The 21,513-nt window shown below is 36.4% G+C and carries 28 protein-coding genes; 3 read left to right on the top strand and 25 right to left on the bottom strand.

The window, feature by feature from the left end; translation table 11 throughout:
• Positions 1-39 precede the first annotated feature (39 nt).
• Both leuB and WIW72_RS12535 read right to left on the bottom strand, forming a co-directional pair.
• On the bottom strand, positions 40-1,053 hold the full coding sequence (gene leuB / locus WIW72_RS12540; RefSeq protein ID WP_337700732.1) for a 3-isopropylmalate dehydrogenase: 1,014 nt from the start codon (positions 1,051-1,053) through the stop codon (positions 40-42).
• Between the two features lie 11 nt (positions 1,054-1,064).
• Positions 1,065-1,673: a DUF447 domain-containing protein gene (locus WIW72_RS12535; protein WP_337700734.1), complete on the bottom strand. Its 609-nt coding sequence runs from the start codon at positions 1,671-1,673 to the stop codon at positions 1,065-1,067.
• A gap of 4 nt (positions 1,674-1,677) precedes the next feature.
• Between WIW72_RS12535 and WIW72_RS12530 the strand changes: the two genes are divergently transcribed.
• Entirely contained in the window at positions 1,678-3,078 is a 1,401-nt protein-coding gene (locus WIW72_RS12530) for a M28 family peptidase (protein WP_337700736.1), read from the top strand.
• Here the strand turns inward: WIW72_RS12530 and WIW72_RS12525 are convergent.
• Both WIW72_RS12525 and WIW72_RS12520 read right to left on the bottom strand, forming a co-directional pair.
• Complete coding sequence (locus WIW72_RS12525) at positions 3,075-3,800, bottom strand: HAD family hydrolase (RefSeq protein WP_337700738.1); 726 nt, start codon at positions 3,798-3,800, stop codon at positions 3,075-3,077. The two genes, WIW72_RS12530 and WIW72_RS12525, sit on opposite strands and share 4 nt — an antisense overlap.
• A 6-nt stretch (positions 3,801-3,806) precedes the next feature.
• Entirely contained in the window at positions 3,807-6,020 is a 2,214-nt protein-coding gene (locus WIW72_RS12520) for an elongation factor EF-2 (protein ID WP_337700740.1), read from the bottom strand.
• A 213-nt stretch (positions 6,021-6,233) separates the two neighbouring features.
• Between WIW72_RS12520 and WIW72_RS12515 the strand changes: the two genes are divergently transcribed.
• Positions 6,234-7,229: an NAD(P)/FAD-dependent oxidoreductase gene (locus WIW72_RS12515; protein WP_337700742.1), complete on the top strand. Its 996-nt coding sequence runs from the start codon at positions 6,234-6,236 to the stop codon at positions 7,227-7,229.
• Position 7,230: 1 nt separating this feature from the next.
• Here the strand turns inward: WIW72_RS12515 and xpf are convergent, their stop codons facing one another.
• From xpf to WIW72_RS12450, 13 genes are all read right to left on the bottom strand, one after another.
• Complete coding sequence (gene xpf / locus WIW72_RS12510) at positions 7,231-7,935, bottom strand: 3'-flap repair endonuclease Xpf (protein WP_337700744.1); 705 nt, start codon at positions 7,933-7,935, stop codon at positions 7,231-7,233.
• 27 nt (positions 7,936-7,962) lie between these two features.
• Entirely contained in the window at positions 7,963-8,340 is a 378-nt protein-coding gene (locus WIW72_RS12505; RefSeq protein ID WP_337700746.1) for a prefoldin subunit beta, read from the bottom strand.
• A gap of 200 nt (positions 8,341-8,540) precedes the next feature.
• Positions 8,541-9,089 carry a Brix domain-containing protein gene (locus WIW72_RS12500; protein WP_337700748.1) on the bottom strand — a complete coding sequence of 183 codons (549 nt, stop codon included), beginning with the start codon at positions 9,087-9,089 and terminating at the stop codon, positions 8,541-8,543.
• The gene (locus WIW72_RS12495) at positions 9,070-9,282 is read right to left on the bottom strand and encodes a 50S ribosomal protein L37ae (protein WP_156005136.1); all 213 of its coding nucleotides are present in this window, start codon (positions 9,280-9,282) and stop codon (positions 9,070-9,072) included. The genes WIW72_RS12500 and WIW72_RS12495 overlap by 20 nt, the downstream gene beginning before the upstream one ends.
• A 14-nt stretch (positions 9,283-9,296) precedes the next feature.
• Positions 9,297-10,124, bottom strand: coding sequence for an exosome complex protein Rrp42 (gene rrp42 / locus WIW72_RS12490; RefSeq protein ID WP_337700750.1), 828 nt, complete (start codon positions 10,122-10,124; stop codon positions 9,297-9,299).
• Between the two features lie 5 nt (positions 10,125-10,129).
• The gene (rrp41, locus tag WIW72_RS12485; RefSeq protein WP_337700752.1) at positions 10,130-10,861 is read right to left on the bottom strand and encodes an exosome complex exonuclease Rrp41; all 732 of its coding nucleotides are present in this window, start codon (positions 10,859-10,861) and stop codon (positions 10,130-10,132) included.
• Positions 10,827-11,582, bottom strand: coding sequence for an exosome complex RNA-binding protein Rrp4 (gene rrp4 / locus WIW72_RS12480; protein ID WP_337700754.1), 756 nt, complete (start codon positions 11,580-11,582; stop codon positions 10,827-10,829). The genes rrp41 and rrp4 overlap by 35 nt, the downstream gene beginning before the upstream one ends.
• On the bottom strand, positions 11,583-12,284 hold the full coding sequence (locus tag WIW72_RS12475; protein ID WP_337700756.1) for a ribosome assembly factor SBDS: 702 nt from the start codon (positions 12,282-12,284) through the stop codon (positions 11,583-11,585).
• Between the two features lie 18 nt (positions 12,285-12,302).
• On the bottom strand, positions 12,303-13,031 hold the full coding sequence (gene psmA / locus WIW72_RS12470) for an archaeal proteasome endopeptidase complex subunit alpha (RefSeq protein WP_337700758.1): 729 nt from the start codon (positions 13,029-13,031) through the stop codon (positions 12,303-12,305).
• Between the two features lie 93 nt (positions 13,032-13,124).
• Entirely contained in the window at positions 13,125-13,544 is a 420-nt protein-coding gene (locus tag WIW72_RS12465) for an Rpp14/Pop5 family protein (protein ID WP_443295055.1), read from the bottom strand.
• Entirely contained in the window at positions 13,522-14,082 is a 561-nt protein-coding gene (locus WIW72_RS12460; protein ID WP_337700760.1) for an RNase P p30-like protein, read from the bottom strand. The genes WIW72_RS12465 and WIW72_RS12460 overlap by 23 nt, the downstream gene beginning before the upstream one ends.
• Positions 14,051-14,497, bottom strand: coding sequence for an RNA-binding domain-containing protein (locus WIW72_RS12455; RefSeq protein ID WP_337700762.1), 447 nt, complete (start codon positions 14,495-14,497; stop codon positions 14,051-14,053). Before WIW72_RS12455 ends, WIW72_RS12460 begins: the two co-directional genes overlap by 32 nt.
• Positions 14,494-15,144: a 50S ribosomal protein L15e gene (locus WIW72_RS12450; protein WP_337700793.1), complete on the bottom strand. Its 651-nt coding sequence runs from the start codon at positions 15,142-15,144 to the stop codon at positions 14,494-14,496. Before WIW72_RS12450 ends, WIW72_RS12455 begins: the two co-directional genes overlap by 4 nt.
• A gap of 62 nt (positions 15,145-15,206) precedes the next feature.
• Between WIW72_RS12450 and WIW72_RS12445 the strand changes: the two genes are divergently transcribed.
• Entirely contained in the window at positions 15,207-16,409 is a 1,203-nt protein-coding gene (locus WIW72_RS12445; RefSeq protein WP_337700764.1) for a redox-regulated ATPase YchF, read from the top strand.
• Here WIW72_RS12445 and spn read toward each other — a convergent pair.
• The 8 genes from spn to WIW72_RS12405 are packed head-to-tail and all read right to left on the bottom strand — an operon-like array spanning position 16,399 to position 21,486.
• On the bottom strand, positions 16,399-17,598 hold the full coding sequence (spn, locus tag WIW72_RS12440) for a bifunctional sugar-1-phosphate nucleotidylyltransferase/acetyltransferase (RefSeq protein WP_337700766.1): 1,200 nt from the start codon (positions 17,596-17,598) through the stop codon (positions 16,399-16,401). The genes WIW72_RS12445 and spn overlap by 11 nt on opposite strands.
• 7 nt (positions 17,599-17,605) lie before the next feature.
• The gene (locus WIW72_RS12435; protein WP_337700768.1) at positions 17,606-18,196 is read right to left on the bottom strand and encodes a 30S ribosomal protein S3ae; all 591 of its coding nucleotides are present in this window, start codon (positions 18,194-18,196) and stop codon (positions 17,606-17,608) included.
• Between the two features lie 37 nt (positions 18,197-18,233).
• Positions 18,234-18,962 (bottom strand): tRNA (cytidine-2'-O-)-methyltransferase TrmJ, encoded by a 729-nt coding sequence (gene trmJ, locus WIW72_RS12430; RefSeq protein WP_337700769.1) that lies wholly within the window; start codon positions 18,960-18,962, stop codon positions 18,234-18,236.
• On the bottom strand, positions 18,934-19,551 hold the full coding sequence (locus tag WIW72_RS12425; RefSeq protein WP_337700771.1) for a HemK2/MTQ2 family protein methyltransferase: 618 nt from the start codon (positions 19,549-19,551) through the stop codon (positions 18,934-18,936). Before WIW72_RS12425 ends, trmJ begins: the two co-directional genes overlap by 29 nt.
• Positions 19,503-20,162 carry a 16S ribosomal RNA methyltransferase A gene (locus WIW72_RS12420; RefSeq protein ID WP_337700773.1) on the bottom strand — a complete coding sequence of 220 codons (660 nt, stop codon included), beginning with the start codon at positions 20,160-20,162 and terminating at the stop codon, positions 19,503-19,505. Before WIW72_RS12420 ends, WIW72_RS12425 begins: the two co-directional genes overlap by 49 nt.
• Positions 20,152-20,793 carry a DUF655 domain-containing protein gene (locus tag WIW72_RS12415; protein ID WP_337700775.1) on the bottom strand — a complete coding sequence of 214 codons (642 nt, stop codon included), beginning with the start codon at positions 20,791-20,793 and terminating at the stop codon, positions 20,152-20,154. The genes WIW72_RS12420 and WIW72_RS12415 overlap by 11 nt, the downstream gene beginning before the upstream one ends.
• 33 nt (positions 20,794-20,826) lie before the next feature.
• Positions 20,827-21,171: a DNA-directed RNA polymerase subunit F gene (locus WIW72_RS12410; protein ID WP_337700778.1), complete on the bottom strand. Its 345-nt coding sequence runs from the start codon at positions 21,169-21,171 to the stop codon at positions 20,827-20,829.
• A 6-nt stretch (positions 21,172-21,177) separates the two neighbouring features.
• Complete coding sequence (locus WIW72_RS12405) at positions 21,178-21,486, bottom strand: 50S ribosomal protein L21e (protein WP_337700780.1); 309 nt, start codon at positions 21,484-21,486, stop codon at positions 21,178-21,180.
• Between the last annotated feature and the right edge of the window lie 27 nt (positions 21,487-21,513).

Here is a 21,513-nt window from a genome sequence, read left to right as displayed (position 1 = left end):
ATCACCTTACTTGAATTATTAACTAACGTTATTTAAGCATTAACTTAGATAATGGGAAATCGCATTTACCAGCTCGTCCGTGGTACTGTTACCCCCTACATCAGGGGTTAGGTGTTTCTTTTCCTCGTATACTTTATAAATGGCATTACGCAGAGCATCTGCAGCTTTTGCATATCTATCCTCTTTAGATAAATCATACATCCTATCTAGCATCATCGCCACAGACAACAAGAATGCCGTAGGATTTGCTACATTTTTGCCAGCAATATCGAAAGCGGCACCATGAACGGGTTCGAATAAAGACTTTTTATCCCCAATATTTGCAGAAGGAGATATACCCAAGCTTCCAGCTATTTGTCCAGCCTCATCACTTAGTATATCCCCATAAACGTTCTCTGTAACAATTACATCAAACATATTAGGATTTCTCACCAAATTAGCGGCAGCCGCATCGACGTACATCTCAGAATAGTCGACTTTACCCTTTAGCACACTTCTACATGCCTCTGCAAATAAACCATCCGTAACCCTCATTACATTAGATTTGTGAACGCATGTTACTTTCTTCCTTCTTTTTAAAGCTTCATTTAACGCCATTTGAGCTATTCTTACTGAGGCTTTCCATGTAATTATTTTCATACCTACCGCTACCCCGTCAGCCGCAATATACTCAAAGCCCTTATAAAGATCCTCTGTGTTTTCTCTCACAACCAAAATGTCTACATTCGAGTACTTACTTTCAACATTTGGTAGAGACTTAGCAGGCCTTAAGTTGGCGTACATATCATACATAAGTCTTAGTTTTACAACAACATCAGCAGCTGACTCCCCTACAGGTCCCTTAAGGATCATATCAGTCTTATCTATAATTTTAAGACTTTCTTTAGGTAATGCCTCCCCGTATTTAGTTAGAGCCCTATCACCGGCCTCTACCTCTACATAGTTTATAGGTAAGCTGTATATTTCATTGAGTTTAGCTAAGATTATTTTTGACTTTGACACTATTTCTGGACCTATCCCATCTCCTTGAATAAGGGCTACTGTGAAGCTCATCATAATAAGCATTATAAACTGATTTTTAACCCTTTAGCATTAATTAATGCGACAAGATCCCTAAGAATTTCCAAAAGATTAGGCGATAGCCTGGCTATAGTTTTCACTTCATATTGTATCACTGTTGAATACGTTTCCAATTCCTCCTTCGAGTAAATATCGAGTCTCGTTACATGCACAAGTAAATCAATAAATAGTGAATCGCTCCTGCTGAACGCCTTATAGATAACTCCTTCGTTAACTATTTTTACAAATCTATGCTCGAAAATAGAGAATTCCTCTTTTACTTCCGCCTCTTCGCAGTTAGAAAGAATACTTATGGCATTTTCTAAGTAAGGGATACCGTCGTATACTTTTTTCCCTAAGTCAGGACTGTTTTCGTCAAATAAAAGTTTGTAGAAAATCATAGGATCGTGAGTAACGTTAATTATGCATGAGTTTCTGGCTTTTAGATTATAATAAGTTAACGTATTCCTAAAAATTTTTGAAAAGTAATTATTTCCGTCCCTAATTATACCGATAGGAGAAAGATTTTCAGATATACCTGAGGTTCCGAGTATGATCTCAAAAACTCCATTGTGAGGGAATACCTTATTTATGTAATCTTCAACTACACTCATAAATATGGGATTATATGAAAAGGTAAAAGAGCTTTCACGATACGGGGAAGTAGTTAGCGGAGATAGGAAAGAAAAATATCTTGTAAAGCAAATTAAGGCTCAGTTCGAGCCCCACTTCGATGAAATTAAGATATACCCGACTGAAGTCCTTAGTTGGTCTAATAAGGAACTAGAAATAGAATGTGAGGGGGGAAAAGTTCCTAAAAGCGATATAGTTACACTACCTTACTCGCCTTCAGCTGATCTCGAGACTGAGAACTATAAGATAATTAGTTTGAATAACTTGACGGAACTAAACGTAAAATACGGATTACTTGGTAACGAAGGAAAAGTACTAATTTTTACATTAAACGATGATACTTTACGAAAGGTAGTTTTGAAAAATAGAATATTACTCCAGAATTCTCCTCAACCTCCACCATATACTCCAGCATTTTTCGTAACCCAAAATGCGCTTAAATTTCTTAAAGGTAAATGCAGATTCTATACTGAGAATATCTTTAAAAATTCTATTGGTTACAGTATAGAAGGCATATCTAACAGAAAGACTGATGAAAAAATATATGTTACTGCGCATCACGACCATTGGTTTTACGGCGAGCATGACGATCTCGTTGGAGTAGCGTTACTGACCGAACTCATGAATGAAAAGTATGATAACGAAATCCATGCTATATCATTTACTGCAGAAGAGAGCGGTTGTTATTTTGAAAGTTTCTCGTGGGCATGTGGATCTAAAACGTTCGTGGAAAATAATGCGAAGAGACTTGAAGGTACAAAGTTTGTTCTTTCGCTTGATAATATAGCCGACTCTCTCTATGTATACTACACGCCAATATTGTCTATACCCCTTTCTAATAACATCACAGATGTGAGTTATCCGTCGCCTTACACAGATAGTTATAGATTCTTAAGTGCTGGAATCCCAACCATATCCTTTCATTCCATAAATTACAAGTATTATCATTCTAGTCACGATATATTGACAGTAGAGGAGGCTAAAATAATAGAGGAAAATATTATCCCTTTGATAATAAACACCTTAAGGAATACTAGGCTAACTTCATTGGAAGTTTTTATGAACTATATTAAAAACCAAGTTATTGAGTTACCGGTAGAAATTAAAACACTAATTACTAACATTGAAGGTAAAAGATTTGATTATAATACAATCCTTCCTCTTTATAAATCAATCCTCTATTCTAACGGAAAAATAATGACCACAATTTTCCACACGCTTAAGGGAATAAAAGAAAGTTACTTTGATATTTATATAGCACTAGAAGACTTTGGAGAAATAGAACACAAGGAATGTTCTAACGAGGTCAATTATTTCACGTATTTAAATCGTCTATACAGAGAAGAGACTAAAAAATTCTACGCTCTATTATCAGATATATTTTAGAATATTTCTTCTAATTCCTTTAGATTGTTTACGACGTAATCCGCATATAATTCGGCGTATTTAACTCGCCCATTTCTATCAACAAGTATAGCTCTTAATCCAGCTTTTTTAGCTGCTAAACAATCCTTCACTGGATCGTCGCCTACCATAACACATGAACTAGTATTAAGGCCCATCTTTTCACAAGCAACTATAAACGGTTCTACATTAGGCTTAGGCTTGATATTATTTTCTCCTCCTATGATGATTATGTCGAAATAAGAAATTAGAGGAAACTTTGAAAGCCTTGATTTCTTATCTCCCCACTCTCCATCACTATTTGTTATTATGCCTAGTTTGAAACCTTTCCTCTTTAAGTACTCGATAAGGTCTAATGCATCCTCGTAAGGCACGTTATTGGATGCAACGCTCCAATAAATTTGCGTCCATTCGTATAAATCCTCCATCCCTGCTTTGATTCCCAACCTATCTAAAGCTGTCTGCCACCATATTTTTCTGTCATAAACGCCTTCTTCATCTAAAGACTTAGCTATCTCAAAAACAACTTTCTTAATCTCATTTTTTTCAAGCTTATTATTTGAATAATTCTCTACTACGTAATTGTAAATATCATCTACTACTTTCTGTAATGCTTCGTGTGATTTTTCCTCAAAAGAAACCAATGTATTATCAAAGTCGAAAAAAATAGCATTAGTATTTCTAAAAACGTTAATCTCTTCCATATAAAATCACGATAAGAAGTCCTCAACTTTAGGCAATTGCTTGGGCTTTCCTTTTCTCTCCCTTATTTTCATAACGATATCAGTTAGTAAGCTGTCTGGAACTGGAGCCCATCTGCTAAACTCAGTTCCCCAGAATGCTCTACCCGCACTTGCTGCTCTCAATTCACTGGCTAATTCGAAAGACTCTGATACTGGGATCTCAGCGGTAATTCTGGCAACGTTTCCACTTTGAGTCATGTCAAGTACTTTTCCTCTTTTCCTAGTTATAACTCCAGATACATTACCTACGTACTCCATTGGTACTCTTATGTCAAGCTTCTGTAAAGGTTCTAACAATGTGGGCTTAGCGGTTAGGAAGCCCGCGAAAATCGCATTTCTCACTGCTGGGTATAACTGAGCTGGGCCCCTATGGGCTGGGTCTTCATGTATTACTGCGTCGTGAAGCACTACTTTTACCCCTCTTACGGGTTCAAATGCTAATGGACCCTCTTTCATGGCTAGTCTATATCCTTGGATTATAGTGTCCATTACTTCTCTCAGGTGTTGTACACCACTGGTTGCATCAACGAAGACGTTTATGTTTTCATCAATTGCCACTATCTTTTTAGCCTCGTCATAGTCCCAACCAGCATTATCTCTCAATATCTTAGCCATCTCTTTATTGTCCATATCCTCCTTTATTGTACCGTTCGCAATAAGCTCGATAGTCTCATTATTTAACGGCTCTACACTTATATACAACTTATTGTGCTTATTGGGCGACTTACCTTCAAACACTTGACTCTTAGCTCTTATGCTTTCTCTATAAACTATAATTGGTGGTGTTGTTACTACGTCTACACCGTAATTCTCTTTCAGTAGCTGTAACGATACCTCTAAATGAAGGAATCCCATACCTGAAAGCAAGTATTCGCCAGTCTCCTCATTAATTTTTACAACTAAATTAGGGTCTTCAATACTTAGCTTTCTTAAAGCATCAATCATCTTAGTTAAGTCTTTCGGATTCTTCGGTTCTACTGAAATAGTTACTACTGGCTCTGAAACGTAGTGTAGGCTCTCAAAGCTTCCAAAATTAGTGTCTTTGAACCTCACATCTATTGCTGTCTCACCTGACCTCGCTGCGTCAAGACCTAGTGCAGCTGCAATGTTACCAGCTGGAATCTCTTCGGCTAATTCCCTCGTTGCACCCATGTAAAGGCTTACTTGTAAAACTCTTTGCTGCTTCTTAGCGTTCACAAGCCAGATTTCTTCTCCAGCTCTCAAAGTTCCTGAGAACACTCTACCAGTAGCAACAAGACCAGCATGAGGGTCAACTTTCATATCGTTGATCATGAGTACGATAGGTCCGTTAGGATCTGCATTGAGCATTGCCTTTACTAAATCATTGTCTAAGTCGCCTTTCCATATCTTCGGAATTCTATACTTCTGAGCCTCTCTCGGGTTCGGAACTAACCTAATTACAGTGTCTAAAAGAGCCTCGTGTATGGGAGATTTTGAACTTAATTCTTCGATCTTTGATTTATCTCCGCTCGAGTAAGCGTTTACTACATCACTGAATTTGACTCCCTTTTTAGCTGCCATGGGGACCGTGAATCCCCACTTATCCTTAGCTGAACCAAATACCACGTTACCTAGTTCTGGTCTAATTCTCCATTGCTCTTTAAATTCTGGTTCAGCATACATCTCTATTAAGTTGTTGACTTCCATTATCAGATCCGTAAGTTTCTTCTGAACTTCTTGAGGACTAAGTTTTAGCTCTTTTACCAATCTATCTACTTTGTTTATAAATAGAATAGGTCTTACCCTTTCTTCGAGGCTCTGCCTCAATACTGTTTCTGTCTGTGTCATTACTCCTTCTACTGCGTCAACAACAACAATGGATCCGTCTAAAACTCTAAGACTTCTAGTTACTCTACCGCTAAAATCTACGTGACCTGGTGTATCAATCAAGTTAATTACGTAACCTTTACCTTCAACCTCGTGGTAGAGGCTGACGTTAGCAGCCTTTACTGTGATACCTCTTTGTTGCTCTACAGATAGATAATCTAACGCTAATGCCTCACCAGCAACTTTCTGGGAAATAATTCCTGATGCTGCTAATAATGTATCACTCGTTGTAGTTTTACCGTGATCTACATGAGCAATTATACCGATATTTCTAACTCTTGTTACATCTTTCATTAAAGACAGTACTTGTTCTACTGTCTTATAACGTGGCAAGGCTTATATCACCGTATTTAGTTAGTAAGTAATGAGTTTGAATATTAAAGTGTATTGGGAGTTATACTTACGATAGTTTATAACTTTCTCAACTGTGAGAATAATTAATTAAAGTTCATTGATTATCAATTTTACTCAATATATGAGCGAAAATATCCAATAAGATTGTTTCATAAATTAAATTTTTATTATAAGAACTTACTTAATCAATATATGAGCGAAAATATTGTATATGATGTGATCATAATTGGAGCCGGAATAGCAGGTTTGAGTGCAGCCCTTTATACAGCAAGACAGAAAATGAAGACATTAGTAGTGTCAAAAGATTTAGGAGGACAACTTACGTTGACCGAACTTATAGAGAATTATCCCGCAATAGAGTCATCTACCGGACTTGCCTTAGCTCAAAAAGTAGAGAAGCAGGCTAAAAAATTCGGAGCTATGTTTATTTACGGAGAAGAAATAAATAAGATCGAGAAAAAGGGAGATATTTTCTTAGTAAAGGGAATAAAAGGAGAGTATATAGCAAAGACTTTGATCCTTGCATTCGGTAAAACTCCTAGAGAACTCCATGTGAAAGGAGAACAAGAATTTAAAGGAAAAGGTGTGTCATATTGTGCAATATGCGATGCCGCTTTCTTTAAAGACAAACCTGCGGCTGTAGTAGGTGAAGGAGAACCGGGGTTAGAGGCGATAGAGTTACTTTCCAGATATGCAAAGCCAGCTTATTATATATCTAGATCCGCAGTGTTAGTAGGTTCAGACGAAAATCTAGTTAAGGGTGTACTTAGTAACAATAATATAAAGTTATATTTAGGGTATACTGTAAAGGAAATACAAGGAGATCAGAAAGTTTCTAGAATAGTGATAAGTAACTTAAAAGACGGAAAGACTGAGGTGTTAGAGGTTGAAGGAGTTATTATCGAGATGGGTTATGAGCTGAGAACTGACTTTGTAAAAGATTTAGTGAAATTAAATGATAAAGGAGAAATTATAGTTGATGAGCTAGGAAAAACAAGTATGGAGGGTGTATTTGCGGCTGGTGATGTGACATCAACTCCCTACAAACAAGCAGTAGTAGCAGCAGCGGAGGGAGTTAAGGCAGCCTTATCGGCATACAATTATCTTAGGAGTAAATCTGGCTTACCACCGGTCAATGTTGATTGGAAGGCCGAGAAAAAGAAATTCAGTATGCAATTAAGATTGTAACTTAGAGAAAATCTAATATCCCTCCTGATTTTTTCTCCTGCCTATTTTCGCTGTCAGCAACATACTTTGTATGAAGAACTCTGTAAATTTCTTCAGCTCTTTTTCTGCTCCCTATGACTTTTTCCAGTTCTGCAATAGAGGCCTTACATAATCCTTCTATTGAACCGAATTTTTCTAAAAGCTTAGGCGCTAATTTACTACCTACATGAGGCAAAGACTCCACGACGTATATTTGTATATCTTTCAAGCTCTCAAACTTAGGCTTATCATGAAGATTGATAATACTTCTGTATCCATTATCTTGATGATTTACTACTTTATCAGCTAGTTTATATAGAATATAAGCAGTATCTCTTTTGCTCGTAGAATAGATAATCCTAACTCCGTAGTCCACTAATGCAGATATAAGGGCAGCATTTATCGCGTCCCATTTATCCGTAATATTTCTCACATAATCTAGCTTCCCTTCAACGAGTAAGAAGGGCTCTTCATAAGCTTCCTTCAGCCTTGACAACTGGTCGAAAAACCTCTTGTCATAAACTGAAGCTACTAAGTCAGAAACCGACTTCCTTTCTACCCCGATCCTCTCGGATATCACATAATCTGCAACGCTTAAATTTTCTAAAACAACAACCACACCAAAATCTTTAAGAAGATCTGGAATCCCACTTTCCTTTTCCCTATAGTCTGCATAAATGCGTAACACAGTATAAAAAATCGTTGTAATGACTACTTAAGCCTTTGGTACTCCACTGCCTTGTGGATAATACTTAGCCATTAATTCGTTGACCTTCTTTTGCCTCTCTTCGAGTTGTGCTCTCAACTTAGCCTCTTGGTTCTGATAAGTCCTTGACCTTAACTCAAGTATAGTCTTCTGTTCGTCTAGTTCTTTCTGAATCTCGTCTTTATTGACCTTAACTAATAAGTTTCCTACCATTTTATATACTATAGCATCGGAAGGTAGCTGAGTTAATTCTTGCAAAACTTTATTTACTTCACGTAATTGATTATCTATAACACTTTTCTCTGTTAATACTCTATTAAGTTGATCTTGTAATTGCTGAAGTTTTACAATCTCAGCCTTAAGCTCGGGGGGTATTCTTTCGGTCATTATTTTTCACCTTGTTTAATGTCTCTATTATTGTGTATATCCAGGATATATAAGAGTTCATTATAGCTCTTCCCCTACTTATCGAATTAGCACTTATTATAATAAGACTTTTATCCTTGTCAATATTTACTACTCTTTGGTCTACCTTCTCCAATAATATCGAATTAAACAAAATTTTCCTCAAGCTGTCATCTACATTCTCAAATTTGATTTCGATCAATACCTTCATTATAATCAAACCTAATTATGGGACCTAAAATATTATTTTGGTTATCTAAGAACTTTACTTGATACAACTTCTTATTACCTTCAGTGATAATCGCCTCGCCGTATGCATATGCATCACATGAAGATATCGAATAATAGCCTAAATCTAGTAACAATTTCTTTATTGTATCATGTTCTATTGACCCTATACATCCTTTTCTTACTTTTTTTGAATCTTTTTCGACCTTTAGTATCTCTTTCCTCAATGTTACTCCCAAAATTCTAAGGTTATACTTTAGAGAAGAGGTATAAAGATCATAAACTAGAAAAAACCAAGGATTACCCTTTCTTATCCCAACAACCACAAGATACGATGCTTGAAAAAACTTGGCTTTCCTAAGAATTGCATCTAGGCTTTGTCTACCTCTGTTTATACGCTTTGAGAAAGGTATAATATCTTCGAGTTCATTCAAAAACGATCTAACTCTAACCGGGGCGTCTCTAGTAGACGTGAAAATAACTCTAGTACGGCGTATAGGCAAGCCCCGCCCACTTTGCGCCGCACTTCTCACAATACCATATACCGGCCGCTAACCTGACTACCTTACCGGTAGTTTTACACACAGGACATTGATGATCTTTATACCTTTTCTCCATTATTTCTTTCCACTTTTTCCTCAGCGATGATCCATATCTCGGTCCAAATCTACCTGCTATTCCGGTAACTTTCCCCATAGTTCTTCACACTCTTAAAGGTTAAGGTACTTTTTAAGTTCTTCGAGTAAATATTGAGCTGCACTCCTACTTATATTCTCCATCATATCTACATCTTGCAAAGTTAGACTACCACTGAAGTTCTTCTGCATACCAACTATCCTACCATCTCTAGTATATGAGATTGATAACTTCACATCAGCTATACTTTCCTCATCAATGTTCGGATCTACAATAATATGGTTTCCTATTTTCGCTGCAGTTACAGTAACAACTGGATAATTAATTGGAATAATATCAGTTTTTTCCTCTCTTATAATACGAACATTCTCTCCCTCTACCTCTATCTTAGGTAACTTTGTATTATACAACGCGGCTACTGAAGCTAAAGTACAAGCATCAAGTATATTTCCGTCATAGTTAAGTACATAGACGTCAACCCATGCTGTCCATATTTTTTTACCAGGTATAATCACTAATTTTGATAGATCTACAGCCTTGGAATCCCTTAAACTTCTATCAACTACTCTTGCTAACTCAATAGCGTTCTCGTCTGGTGGGCCGGGTTCAAAAGTCTCATAAGCTAATGGTAATAACTCAACGTTAACGACCAAATTACCTTGATTTGGAGTATCTGGAAATGGTTCCTCTTCTTCTAGTTTTACACCAGCTAAAACAGTAGTGTCACCTAACTTAACTAGAGCCGAGCCCTCAGCTTTTTTTGCATATCCCAAAGTTATCGAAAGTTTTCTATATTCGTTCAACTTTCTGCCGTCTATCCTGACTCCTCTATCTAATGCTGCTAGTATATTCTCCTTTTTAACAAACGGGACTATATTTTGATTAGAAGGTGTAACTGACATTTCTTTTACTCCTCCCTATATTCTGCGTACTTCTTCCTCAAAGCATCTTTTTGTAAATTATAAATAATATTAATCCCTTTTTGAGCAAGCTCAAGACCTTTCCTAAACTCTTCAGGAGTCATATTACCGTTAAGTTGAAGCAAAGCTACTTGTCCTAGAGAGGGAAGCATTGCGACAGGCATATCAGCTTCTCCCCACATATCTTCCGGCTCATTAAGATCTAAAACTATTATTCCATCAGCTTTTCCTACTGCCACTCCTGCTATCAAATCCCTCAAAGGTATACCAGCATCAGCTAAAGCCATCGACGCTGCCATAAGAGACACTAACCTAGTTCCTGCATCTGCCTGCAAGACTTCCATAAAGACATCTATAACTGTTCTCGGAAATAATTCAGTTAACACTGTAGACTCTAAAGCCTCTCTTATAACTTTAGATAACTCAATTTCACGTCTACTGGGTGCAGGATTCTTCCTCTCATCTGTCGAAAAAGGTGTCATATGATATCTTACTCTCAAAGATGCCCTATCTGGCAAAGCTAAATGCCTTGGATGCATCTCCTTTGGTCCATAAACCGCCGCTAGTACTTTGGTATTTCCCATTTCAAAAATAGCCGAACCATCTGCGTTTTTCAATACTCCCAATTCTATCTTTATAGGCCTCATTTCGTCAGGTCTTCTACCGTCAGTCCTTAGCCCATTTTCAAGTATTAGTCTTGGCTTCTGCACTTGCATCATTTTTACTCCCACCTAATTTCTCTCTCAAATAAGCTCTTATTCTTTCTGTTAAGCCTTTTATATGCGACTCTGATTGAATGATGTTGATGGCACTTATTGCCGTTTCTTCACTTAAGCTATTTGCACATTTTACGAGAATCCTACCATTCTGAGCTACTTGGATATCACAACCAGTCTCTGATGTTAAAACCTCTAACATACTCTTATTTTTACCTATAACTCTTGGTACTTTAGCAGGAGAGATCTCCACTATAACCCCAGAAGATATTCTACCCAATCCTTTACCTTTAACTGTTAAAACTGGATTAATTGTCCTATCATATGCTTCAACCTTTGCTAATATATAATCACCTATGTTTAGAAACCTCCTCAGATCTTCTCCTGGTGCTATTGCCCTTCCTAGCAAGGAAGACGCTGGTAAATATGCAGAATAAAAAGATTTAATATCGACTACCCATCCATATATTTCTATGTCTTCGATCAAACCTATGACTGTATCCCCAATTCTAGGATAATAACGCTGACCCTCAAGAGGTATTACCTCGAAAATATTTCCTTCTTTCACGCTGAGAAGTCCCGTAATTGCCGAATAATACTTATTACCTATCTTGTAAAAATAAGGAGACCACGGAACTTGGAATTCTCCCTCAGCTATCAAATCACCTGGTGTGACAATACTCCTATCTTGATAGAAAATTTTAGAACCTGAATTTTCTACCATCTATTTCACCTGGACAATTTTCACTTCAACCTCTCCTTTAGTTAGAGAATTTAGCTTATCTATAACTTCCTGTTGAGCACCAGCCGGTATCTCTATTTCAGCTACTAATGTCCCATCTCCCAACCAATTAGTCTTCTTTACCTCTCCCAAATTATGTAACTGAGACTTAACCTTTGAACTGTATTTAGGATCTACTTTTATCTCAATTAAAGCCTTAGCTATCTTTATAGGAATTACTTTAGCTATTTCCTTTACAATCTGTAATGCTTGTCCCTCGACGTCCTTATTTGGATCGATTTGAACTTTAGCTTGTTCCATAGCCATTTCTATTCTAGTTCTAGGAATTGGTAAATTAGTTTTTGGATCTATCGCGTTCCTAGCTATATAATCTATCACTTGTTTTCTTTTATTCTCTAGTATTTCCTTTCTTTGTTCTGCCGTTAGCGGTATCTCACCTTTTAGTATTATCTGTTTAGCCACTTCTTCAAAATCAGTAGTACCAAATACTTTCTTTAGGGAAGAAGGTGATGCTTTCAAACCTTTTTTAACATCTTTATAAATAGTATCTGAAACGACTACGTCAGACAAGCTAACACTCTTCCCATTTCTTAAATCCATAGCCTCTTTCGGTCTCACTAATATTTCAAACCTTTCTCCCCCGTGTTCGTATCTAGCAATAACCATTTCCTCCTTTTTCGTCATATATTTTTTAACGCCCCCCTATAACTTCTGTAAAATAGAAGTTCTTTCCTCAACCGACATCTTCCTGAAAATTCCGACATCTGTAGAGGCATAGCCTATTTCTACTGTAGAGGAAGTTAATTTCTCACCAGGTTTTAATGTAGAAGCTAAAGCCCTGAGTGCTAAAAGTATTGTATCTTCTACTGATAAATCTTCTTTATAATTCTTCTCTAGATACTCAGTTGCCACAGAACCTCCTTGTCCAATTGCTACTGCATAATAAGGCATGAACTGTCCGCTAGGCTCTGTCATAAGTAATTTTGGTATTCCCCCTTTGTCAACTCCGCCAATTATCAGTGCTACACCAAATGGTCTTACTCCACCATGTTGTGTATAGGCTTGCTTTATATCAGCCACAAGTTTGGTCAAATAGTCAATATTTATAGGCTCGTCATAAATTAACCTATGTTGTAGTGCTTGAGACCTAGCATAGTCAATTAAAATTCTGCCATCTGAAGCTAATCCGGCAAAGCTACAACCTACATGATCATCTAGCAGATAAACTTTCTCTATATTGTCAACATCTAATAATTGTGTTGCTTTCTTTTTCTCTGATAATAGTACTACTGCAGACTTTGTTTTAACTCCCAAAGTAGTCCATCCTTTTCTTACAGCTTCAAATGCATAATCTACTTGGTATAATGAGCCATCTGGAGAGAATATGGTTATGGCTCTATCATATCCCATTGCCGCTGGTCCAAATGCCAATTTTTTCTCCCAATTATGAGTACATACTTTAGGTAAAAAAGTGTTATTCAGCTCGTCGCGTACACATCATTCTTACAGTCTGGGACGGCGTCATCATCTAATACCTATTAATTTCTTTGCCCTTTTTAAGCTTCCTGTAGTTCTTCTGGGGACTAGTAAAACTTCTTGCCCGTTGATGCTCTTTACGAGAGGTAGACTAGCGATAACTATTTTGTATCCAGCTCTAGTACTCGATATAACCCCGTAATTTTGGTAAGTTAATATTACTTTTGGGTTAGAAATCTCTAGCCAAGCCTTACCTCCTAATTCCTTTACAGCATTACGAATTGCCGATTCTAATTCAGCTTGTGGAAAAGGGGTAGGGATCATTTCGAATACGATATATCTTTTCACCTTAACGTTTTTACCAGCCCTCAATTTTTTGAAATATATCACCTTATACCTAACTGAATATAATGTGAGAATGACAAGCCAGATAAATATAACGACATCAATAAGTAGTTGTCCTATCATAATTACCAATTAGTAATGTAGGGTTATTATAAATCCACTTTAACGCGTCGCTCTCATTAGCACCCAATGTTACTAAGAGGGAAAATTTAGATAATGGAGACCATATTTCATTAAACTTCGAAGCACACGATGAGAGAATAGGATATTCAATCCACTTATTCCACTGGATTACTTTATAGATGACGTCTACCTCTAGGTTTTTTAACTGCACTTCAACCGGCTTCTTGGCTTGTCTTATTAAATTCAAACTACCCTTCTTACCAATTAGTCCTATGTTTTTTCTGTCTAATATCAAAGCTGCTACTTTGGGAGATTGTAAAGAATACTTAAAAGCCTCAAATGATAGCGGCTTTACGAACAAGATTACCTTATTATCTTTAATCTTACGTATATACTTAGCTAACTCCTCTTTAGAACTTAATTCCAAAGAAAGTCTATATCTGGAGTCGTACTTATCCTCTGAAAGAACTTCATCGTAGCCCAGTTTTTTGGCATACTCTCTTAATTCAATTGTCTTTACGCAGGTCTCTACTAACAAGATATTTCAGCTCTTCAACAATTTCATCTGTATTCCTAAAGTTCTTAAAGGATATTACTAATTTTATAACATCATCCCCGTCTCTTAGGAAAATCTTATTTTCCTCTATAAATCTCTGCTTATCTATCCTTAAATGTAATTTTCCTTTGTCAGTCCTTGCCTGCAAAGTAGACGCTAATAAAATTAGATCCATCTTGTCTAATGAGTTAAGAATCTTCTCGAAAACATTTTGAGCCTCTCTTCCTTTCATTTTGTATTCTATAATTTCAATTCTATTGCCGTAGTGACCTTGAACTACGCTATCCTTAACTTCGGCATTGTCTAAGCTAAAAAAGTACTCTAATGAGTTAAGTATTTTATTTCTATCTTCTGTTTCGTGACAAAATACAGAAATTGAAACAAAAGCTACCTTCATTTCCCAGGTATCTTATTGAAATTCTGTAATCTATAGTACTTTGAAGCTTCGTGTCTTTTCTTTAGTTCTCTCTCTTTCTGTTTCTTCTTCCACTTATGTGATATCGTTCCTTTTAACCCTCTACTCTTCCTTAATCCTCTAGCTTTCTTTCCAGCACTTGTTAAACCTCTAAATACCCTCTTCCTATTAGCAGGGTCTTGTAACCACTTTAAGTTAGGATCAGCCTTAATGACTGGGTGGTTTGGATCGACCATTATTATCTCATAGTATTTATACAAACCGTCCTCTCCGACATAATAACTACCTAAGACTTCTAAGTTGGGGAACTTTCTTGCAGCTCTTTCTTCGGCAATCCACCTATACCCCTTAGATGGGGAGTATCCATAAACACCCATTCTTTTGGGTCTCCTGCCGCTGTTAGGTCTAGGCTTATTTAAACCTCCTCTTCTTACTCTAACTCTGACTACTACAAAACCTTGCTTAGCCTTGTAACCTAAAGCCCTCGCTCTATTTAATCTAGTCGGCTTCTCTACTCTTACAATAGCTTCATCTCTTCTCCATTCTATTAACCTTTTCCTCAGCACACTCTTTTTCCACTCCTCTTTTTGCCATGTCGCTTCTATGTAACTATACATTGATGATGCCATAATTCTTCTACTCACTTAATTAACAACTAATTAATAAACTCATTTGTCCGATAATATCTTGAATGATAACTGTAGGACTGATAGGAAAAACGAACGTAGGGAAAAGTACATTTTTTGCTGCTGCAACTATGTTAGATGTAGAGATAGCTAATAGACCTTTCGTAACTATTGAACCTAATGTGGGTGTTGCATACGTAAAACAACTCTGTGTACATAAAGAGTTTAATGTTAAATGTAACCCCAGAAATTCAATATGCATCAACGATTATCGCTTTATTCCAGTTAAACTAGTAGATGTGGCAGGATTAATTCCAGGTGCCCATGAGGGAAGAGGTTTAGGAAATAAATTCCTTGATGAGTTAAGAAAAGCTGACGTGTTAATTCATGTAGTAGATGCTAGCGGAAGTACAAATGAAGAAGGAATTCCAGTAAAACCGGGTATAAGGGATCCTGAAGAAGATATAAGTTTCATAGAAAAAGAAATTGAGGAATGGTTCTTTTCTATTATATCTAAAGATTGGCAAAAGTTTGCAAGAACCGTCGATCTCACTAACAGAGATCCCGTGGACGAGCTTTTATCTAAGCTCTCAGGGCTATCAATTAACAAATATCACATTATAGAAACACTCAGAGAAACAAAGTTAGAAAATCTAAAATTAATGCAATGGAGCGAAGAAGATCTCAGAAATTTTAGCAAAAAACTTAGGAAAATTTCTAAACCTATTATCATAGCAGCAAATAAGTCAGATATACCAGAAGCAAAACAATTTATCCAAAAACTTACTAAAAAATACAAGTGGGTAATACCAACTAGTGCAGAGGCAGAATTAGCTCTAAGAAAAGCTGCTAAGAGCGGCTTGATAGAATATATCCCAGGTGAAAGAGACTTTAAGGTGCTAAAACAACTCCCTCAAAAACAGAGAGACGCATTAGATTATATAAAGAAAAACGTTTTAGAAGAGTACGGGAGCACCGGAGTTCAGCAGGCGATAAACTCAGCTGTATTTGATGCTCTGGGAATGATAGTGGTTTATCCCGTAGAGGACGAGAAAAAGTTGACAGACCATAATGGTAACGTACTTCCGGACGCGATATTAATACGAAAAGGATCCACGCCGAAAGATTTAGCTCAAGAAATACACTCTGAGCTTGCTAAAGGTTTTCTCTATGCAATAAATGTTAGAAACAAAATGAGAGTAGGAGATGATTATAAGTTACAAAATAACGATATATTAAAAATAGTTTCATCTACTGCTAAGCCCTGAAAAATTCACCACGCCCTACATCTCTATTTACCACAGCCCCAGGATATATCCTAGCATAAGCTCCTATCTTAACACCGGGTAGAATTGTAACATTTATACCCGTTCTCACGTGACCTCCTATTATAGCACCAAGTTTTTTTCGTCCGCTTCCTACTTTTTTGCCTTTGATATTAACCTTTACTTCATCCTCATCAAACCTCAGGTTAGCTATTAGAGTACCAGCCCCAAAATTCACATCTTCAGCAATAACAGAGTCCCCTACATAACTTAAATGAGGGATTTTACTTTCTTCCATGATTACGCTCTCCTTTATCTCCACAGCATTTCCTACCTTATTATCTTTTACTAGAACAGTATAAGGACGTAAATAAGAGTTGGGACCGATAACGCTTCCTTCCCCTATAAAAACTGGTCCTTCTATATATGTACCGGATTTTATTTCTACTCCGTCTCCAATGACAACCTTTCCCTTAATTTTTACATTTTCTTCTACTTTACCGAAATTTTCACTGGAAGGTAAATTGTCTAAAACCCATTTATTCACATCTAATATGTTCCACGGCTTCCCTATATCTAGCCAAAATCCTTGATATCTAATAACCTTGACTTGCGATTCTTTAGCTAGCATCGTCACGGCATCAGTAAGTTCTAGCTCACCTCTTTCGGATAGGGAAATTTTATCCAGGTAGGCAAATATGTCAGGAGAAAACTTGTAGATCCCTCCGTTGATAAGGTTAGAAGGCGGTATTTCTGGTTTTTCTATTATTTTTGATAAGTTACCGTTGTTCATTACCAGAACTCCGTAATCCTTAGGATTTTTCACCTCTACGCCAAGGATTGCGTTTTTTTCGCTTAAGAATTGCTTAAGAACACTCTTATCTCCTATAAACACGTCACCGTAAATCAAGATAAAGTCATCCTTAATTACTGAAGATACAGCTTTCAGTGCAGCTCCAGTTCCTTTTCCTTCCTTCTGTTCGATTAGTGCTACACCACTTATGTTTTTTTCGAAATATTCTTTATGATCAGGACTTATTACGACCAAAACCTCATTTACATACTTCCTTACCTGCTCTATTATATCAAGAATTAAAGGTTTATCCAAGATAGGAATAAAAGGTTTAGGACGAGTATGAGTAATAGGTTCTAATCTTTCACCTTGACCTGCAGCTAATATTACAGCTTTCATAAAAATGTTATGATGCAGGAACTTTAATTACTTTAGTTTTCTCGACCTCTACCTTTCTAAGAGGATATATCTTCTTAGCCTCTTGAAATATATCATTAGCTAGTTTACCAAATACAACGTCTTGTACAAATTGATCAAATGTCGATTCTGCAGCCTTCTTTGTAACAATGTCAGCCATTATCTTCCTAATAGCTGTTTTTTGTGACCTATGAGCCCTATATGTAGTAAGAGCTAGTCCCTTAACCCTAACTACATACCCGTCCTGAGTTGTTACATCTGTTATTGCGTTTATTTTCGAACTTTTTCTTCTAATTAAAGACCTAATATAGTCTCTGGATAACTCATGACCTGCGAATCTCGTTACTACTCTTTCTCCTTCAATCCCTACTATCTTAAAATATAAGTGCACATAAACCATACTAAAATCTCCGGTTAAATCATAAAGTGTTGCCTCAACTTTTCTGTTAATCGTCTGCGAGACATCGAAAGCTGGAGTACTACCTAAGGGTACTTCCCCAAATACTTTAGGTGCTAGGATCGTAAACCACTTCTTAAGCTTCCACTTGTCCTTAATCGTCGAGCTAGCTTTTGATGACATGACTAACTTTTAATCCAACAACCTTTATAAAAAATTTTCACTCTATTTCATCTTCACTCTTTCCCTCAGCAATGCTAACTTTTACGTACACCTTTCGTAAAAGCCTTATAATCGTCCTTGCTTCTACCTCATTAGAGATACCTTTTAGAAGAGCTCTCTTGAGGGAAATATACATGTACTCGTCTCCTTCACTACGTTTTAACATATCTACTATTTTTTTAGAGTAATAATCTAGGAGTTTGATGGACTCACTCGAAATTCTCTCACCCTCATTTGTTTCTGCCTTTTTAACGTTTCGTAACTTGAAAACTTCATATAAAATTATACCGACTGCATGGGATAAATTCAAGACTGGGTATTCAGGATTTCCAGGTATATGTAGTAAGAAGTCTGCCTTCATGATCTCCTCTCTTGTTAACCCTACGCTTTCTCTACCAAATATTAACCCTATTTTCTTGTTATCCTCAATAAATCTGTCCAGATTCCATGGTTTAATCGACTTTCTCAATAAATCTCCTTCATTATCTGCTATGCTTGAGGTAGCTATCTTTATATCAAGGTCTTCAATCGCGTCATCGTAATTGGAAACTATAACGACTTTCTTTTCTAATATCTCCCTACCTTGGGCAGAGAAATTAATTGCTTCCTGCATGTTACATTTAGGATTAATTAAATAGAATTCATCTACACTGAAATTCTTTACAAGTCTAGCTATAAAACCTACGTTATATGCTCCTTCAGGTTCCACGACGATGAGCCTTATCATTAGCTACCAACTCCAATCCCATAATTGTCTCATAACCTATTGTTATTTCCCTCTTATCTGTTATTTTATAATTTATATGTTCAATTTCTATAAGTAAATTGTCAAAATCCGATAAAGAGGAGAATACAATATATATTCTTTTAGCTCTAATACTATTAAGAAATCTCAGAAGGACTTCGATCCCATTCTTACCTCCAGACCAACTATACCCTATCCAAGAATTGTACTCTTCGTAAGGAAGGTAAGGTGGATTAAAAATAGCTACATCATAAGCTACATCCTTACGTAAACAAGAGAGAAGATCACAGTTAATTATATCAAATTTCTCAGGGTTCACGTTATTTAGTTTAAGGGTGCATAGAGTTGCCTCAGTTGCATAAGGATTTATATCAATAAACGTAACCTTAGCCCCTTTTCTTACCGCATAGAAACCTAGAATGCCGCTTCCAGATCCCATGTCTAATACTTTGTCTCCTTGATTGATCTTCAAAAGATCTAGGAGTATTTCTGTATCTTCACCTGGTTCATACACGTTTTCATTTATACATATTCTATACCCAGAAAATTCAATAACTCTATTACTTGACATGGTTTAAAGTCCCTTATCCTCCTATCTGAAGTGACCTTTAATCCACACAATTTAGCTACTGAACTGAGTTTTTTATTCTTATACGAACTAACACACTTTAGAACTTCGTCCACATGCCGATTATAATCTCTAACTCTCTCGAAGATTGCTATTTGAGAATAAACTCTAGGTCTAGGTGAAAAAGCTCTCGGAGGAATTATATCTTTAGAATGGATGGTAAAATGATAGTGGAGTGTAAATGATATATATGTAGCCTTGTTGAAAATTTTTTCTATAAAATCTTTTTGTAATAGAAGAACTAGTCTAAATATCCTAGAATTTTTTACCATTTCTCTCATAAAATCATAAGTTATATAGTAAGGAAGTGATGATACTACCTGACCCCTAAAAAAAGGCGAAGCTACAGCATCGGCTATTACGAGGTTATAATCCTTCAAATACTTAGTTAATGAATTATCAATTTCAACAGTTAAGTCCGGTTTTAGTAATGTAGTTAAAGCACCTTTTCCTCCTCCTACTTCGATAATAGGTCTCTTGGAAAAATCAACGTAAGAAATTACTTTATTTATGGCTGTTAAATCTATTAAAAAATGTTGACCCTTACTGGGCATCTTTACTCAATCTTTCCAAATAGCCCAAATACACGAAGTGTTCTGTAGGTTTTTTCTTCTCTTCCAATGGATATACAAAGAGATAGTATTTTTCACCTCCTTGTATTTCCTTTATTACTCTTTCTACTATTATTCCGATAACGTCCTTTATCCCGACTCTTTGTTCTATATCTCGCAAATCTTTAAAGGGTTCTTTCTTTCGTTCTTCTAAGATTGTCTTCAACGTCTTCTTCCCAATATTAGGTAATAGCTCGAGTGCGTGTAATTTTAACGTTAAAGGCTCAGCTTTATTGAAAAACTCCGTAAACAACTTGGCTTTATTTTCTACTATTAATCTCAGTACTTTCACTAGTTCATCCTTAGCAACAGACGTGAGATCCTCATATGTGATGTGAAAGTCTATCTTCAGATAAGAGTTGTCTACTAACTCTATTCTCTGCTCCAACTGAAAGTCTTGGTGGGAATTAAGAGGAGAAGCTTCCATAAGCATGAAATAATCTTCTCCTACTAGTTGAAGTACTGGTCTGTTTTTATGTACAGTGTGTTTGTCAAGAGGATTACCTTCCCTTAGATAGTCTAGCACGTATACTGCTTTCTCCATCCGCTCCTTAATTGGTCTTTTCCTTTGCATACACTGTATTATATAATTTTAAAAGTAAAAACCTCAACTCTCCATATGGTTCTTAACTATTTCAATAATCTTTTGGACTTGTTCTGTAGTATAAGTTGTGGAAGTATCAGTTGCCAAAATAATTCTAACCTCGTCTATAGTCTGAGGGCATAGGCTAGCAATCATAGCCCTAAGTTCTTCTTTTTTAACTATTTCCTTTAACTCCTCCATTATTTGTTCTGCTCCCTTACTATCACACTTTGAGATAGAATTTAAGTAATCGAACGTCCTCTGAAGTAGATTCGATGAATTACCATTACTTATTAAATCTTGTAGGTATTTTTTAGCTACAGAATAAGGAATATGATGCTCTTCTATAACTCGAATGGAATAGGACAAAAATTTTCACCTTTTAACGCCATTAAAAGGTTCTAAATGTTCAGGTCTGACGATAATTACCTTCTCCTTATCACCAAGGGTTACTTTAACCTCGTAAGCCTTTCCTCTCTTTCCCACTATTATACCTACTCTACCATGATATCTTCTGTGGGGCATCCCCTTATGTATAGAGGGATTGATTCTTATTGTTACGTATTCTCCCTCCTTATACTCATACATTAAAGAACTTAAAGGTGGTACAGCACCACGCTCCCTAACGCTTTTTGTTAGTAACTTTCTAGTCCTAGTCCTATAACCTTTAGAGTGAGCAACCATACTATATTTACCCCTAAAAACTACAAT

Origin of the sequence: Stygiolobus sp. CP859M (assembly GCF_037389975.1) — an archaeon.
GTDB lineage: Archaea > Thermoproteota > Thermoprotei_A > Sulfolobales > Sulfolobaceae > Stygiolobus.
This window is presented reverse-complemented; position numbering and strand designations above follow the sequence as displayed.

Excerpts from the sequence above, each read along its gene's own strand:
- leuB (WP_337700732.1), bottom strand. The coding sequence starts at position 1,053 with ATGAGCTTCACAGTAGCCCTTATTCAAGGAGATGGGATAGGTCCAGAA.
- WIW72_RS12535 (WP_337700734.1), bottom strand. The coding sequence starts at position 1,673 with ATGAGTGTAGTTGAAGATTACATAAATAAGGTATTCCCTCACAATGGA.
- WIW72_RS12530 (WP_337700736.1), top strand. The coding sequence starts at position 1,678 with ATGGGATTATATGAAAAGGTAAAAGAGCTTTCACGATACGGGGAAGTA.
- WIW72_RS12525 (WP_337700738.1), bottom strand. The coding sequence starts at position 3,800 with ATGGAAGAGATTAACGTTTTTAGAAATACTAATGCTATTTTTTTCGAC.
- WIW72_RS12515 (WP_337700742.1), top strand. The coding sequence starts at position 6,234 with ATGAGCGAAAATATTGTATATGATGTGATCATAATTGGAGCCGGAATA.
- WIW72_RS12505 (WP_337700746.1), bottom strand. The coding sequence starts at position 8,340 with ATGACCGAAAGAATACCCCCCGAGCTTAAGGCTGAGATTGTAAAACTT.
- WIW72_RS12495 (WP_156005136.1), bottom strand. The coding sequence starts at position 9,282 with ATGGGGAAAGTTACCGGAATAGCAGGTAGATTTGGACCGAGATATGGA.
- rrp42 (WP_337700750.1), bottom strand. The coding sequence starts at position 10,124 with ATGTCAGTTACACCTTCTAATCAAAATATAGTCCCGTTTGTTAAAAAG.
- rrp41 (WP_337700752.1), bottom strand. The coding sequence starts at position 10,861 with ATGATGCAAGTGCAGAAGCCAAGACTAATACTTGAAAATGGGCTAAGG.
- rrp4 (WP_337700754.1), bottom strand. The coding sequence starts at position 11,582 with ATGGTAGAAAATTCAGGTTCTAAAATTTTCTATCAAGATAGGAGTATT.
- WIW72_RS12475 (WP_337700756.1), bottom strand. The coding sequence starts at position 12,284 with ATGACGAAAAAGGAGGAAATGGTTATTGCTAGATACGAACACGGGGGA.
- WIW72_RS12465 (WP_443295055.1), bottom strand. The coding sequence starts at position 13,544 with ATGATAGGACAACTACTTATTGATGTCGTTATATTTATCTGGCTTGTC.
- WIW72_RS12455 (WP_337700762.1), bottom strand. The coding sequence starts at position 14,497 with ATGAAGGTAGCTTTTGTTTCAATTTCTGTATTTTGTCACGAAACAGAA.
- WIW72_RS12450 (WP_337700793.1), bottom strand. The coding sequence starts at position 15,144 with ATGGCATCATCAATGTATAGTTACATAGAAGCGACATGGCAAAAAGAG.
- WIW72_RS12445 (WP_337700764.1), top strand. The coding sequence starts at position 15,207 with ATGATAACTGTAGGACTGATAGGAAAAACGAACGTAGGGAAAAGTACA.
- spn (WP_337700766.1), bottom strand. The coding sequence starts at position 17,598 with ATGAAAGCTGTAATATTAGCTGCAGGTCAAGGTGAAAGATTAGAACCT.
- WIW72_RS12435 (WP_337700768.1), bottom strand. The coding sequence starts at position 18,196 with ATGTCATCAAAAGCTAGCTCGACGATTAAGGACAAGTGGAAGCTTAAG.
- trmJ (WP_337700769.1), bottom strand. The coding sequence starts at position 18,962 with ATGATAAGGCTCATCGTCGTGGAACCTGAAGGAGCATATAACGTAGGT.
- WIW72_RS12425 (WP_337700771.1), bottom strand. The coding sequence starts at position 19,551 with ATGTCAAGTAATAGAGTTATTGAATTTTCTGGGTATAGAATATGTATA.
- WIW72_RS12420 (WP_337700773.1), bottom strand. The coding sequence starts at position 20,162 with ATGCCCAGTAAGGGTCAACATTTTTTAATAGATTTAACAGCCATAAAT.
- WIW72_RS12415 (WP_337700775.1), bottom strand. The coding sequence starts at position 20,793 with ATGCAAAGGAAAAGACCAATTAAGGAGCGGATGGAGAAAGCAGTATAC.
- WIW72_RS12405 (WP_337700780.1), bottom strand. The coding sequence starts at position 21,486 with ATGGTTGCTCACTCTAAAGGTTATAGGACTAGGACTAGAAAGTTACTA.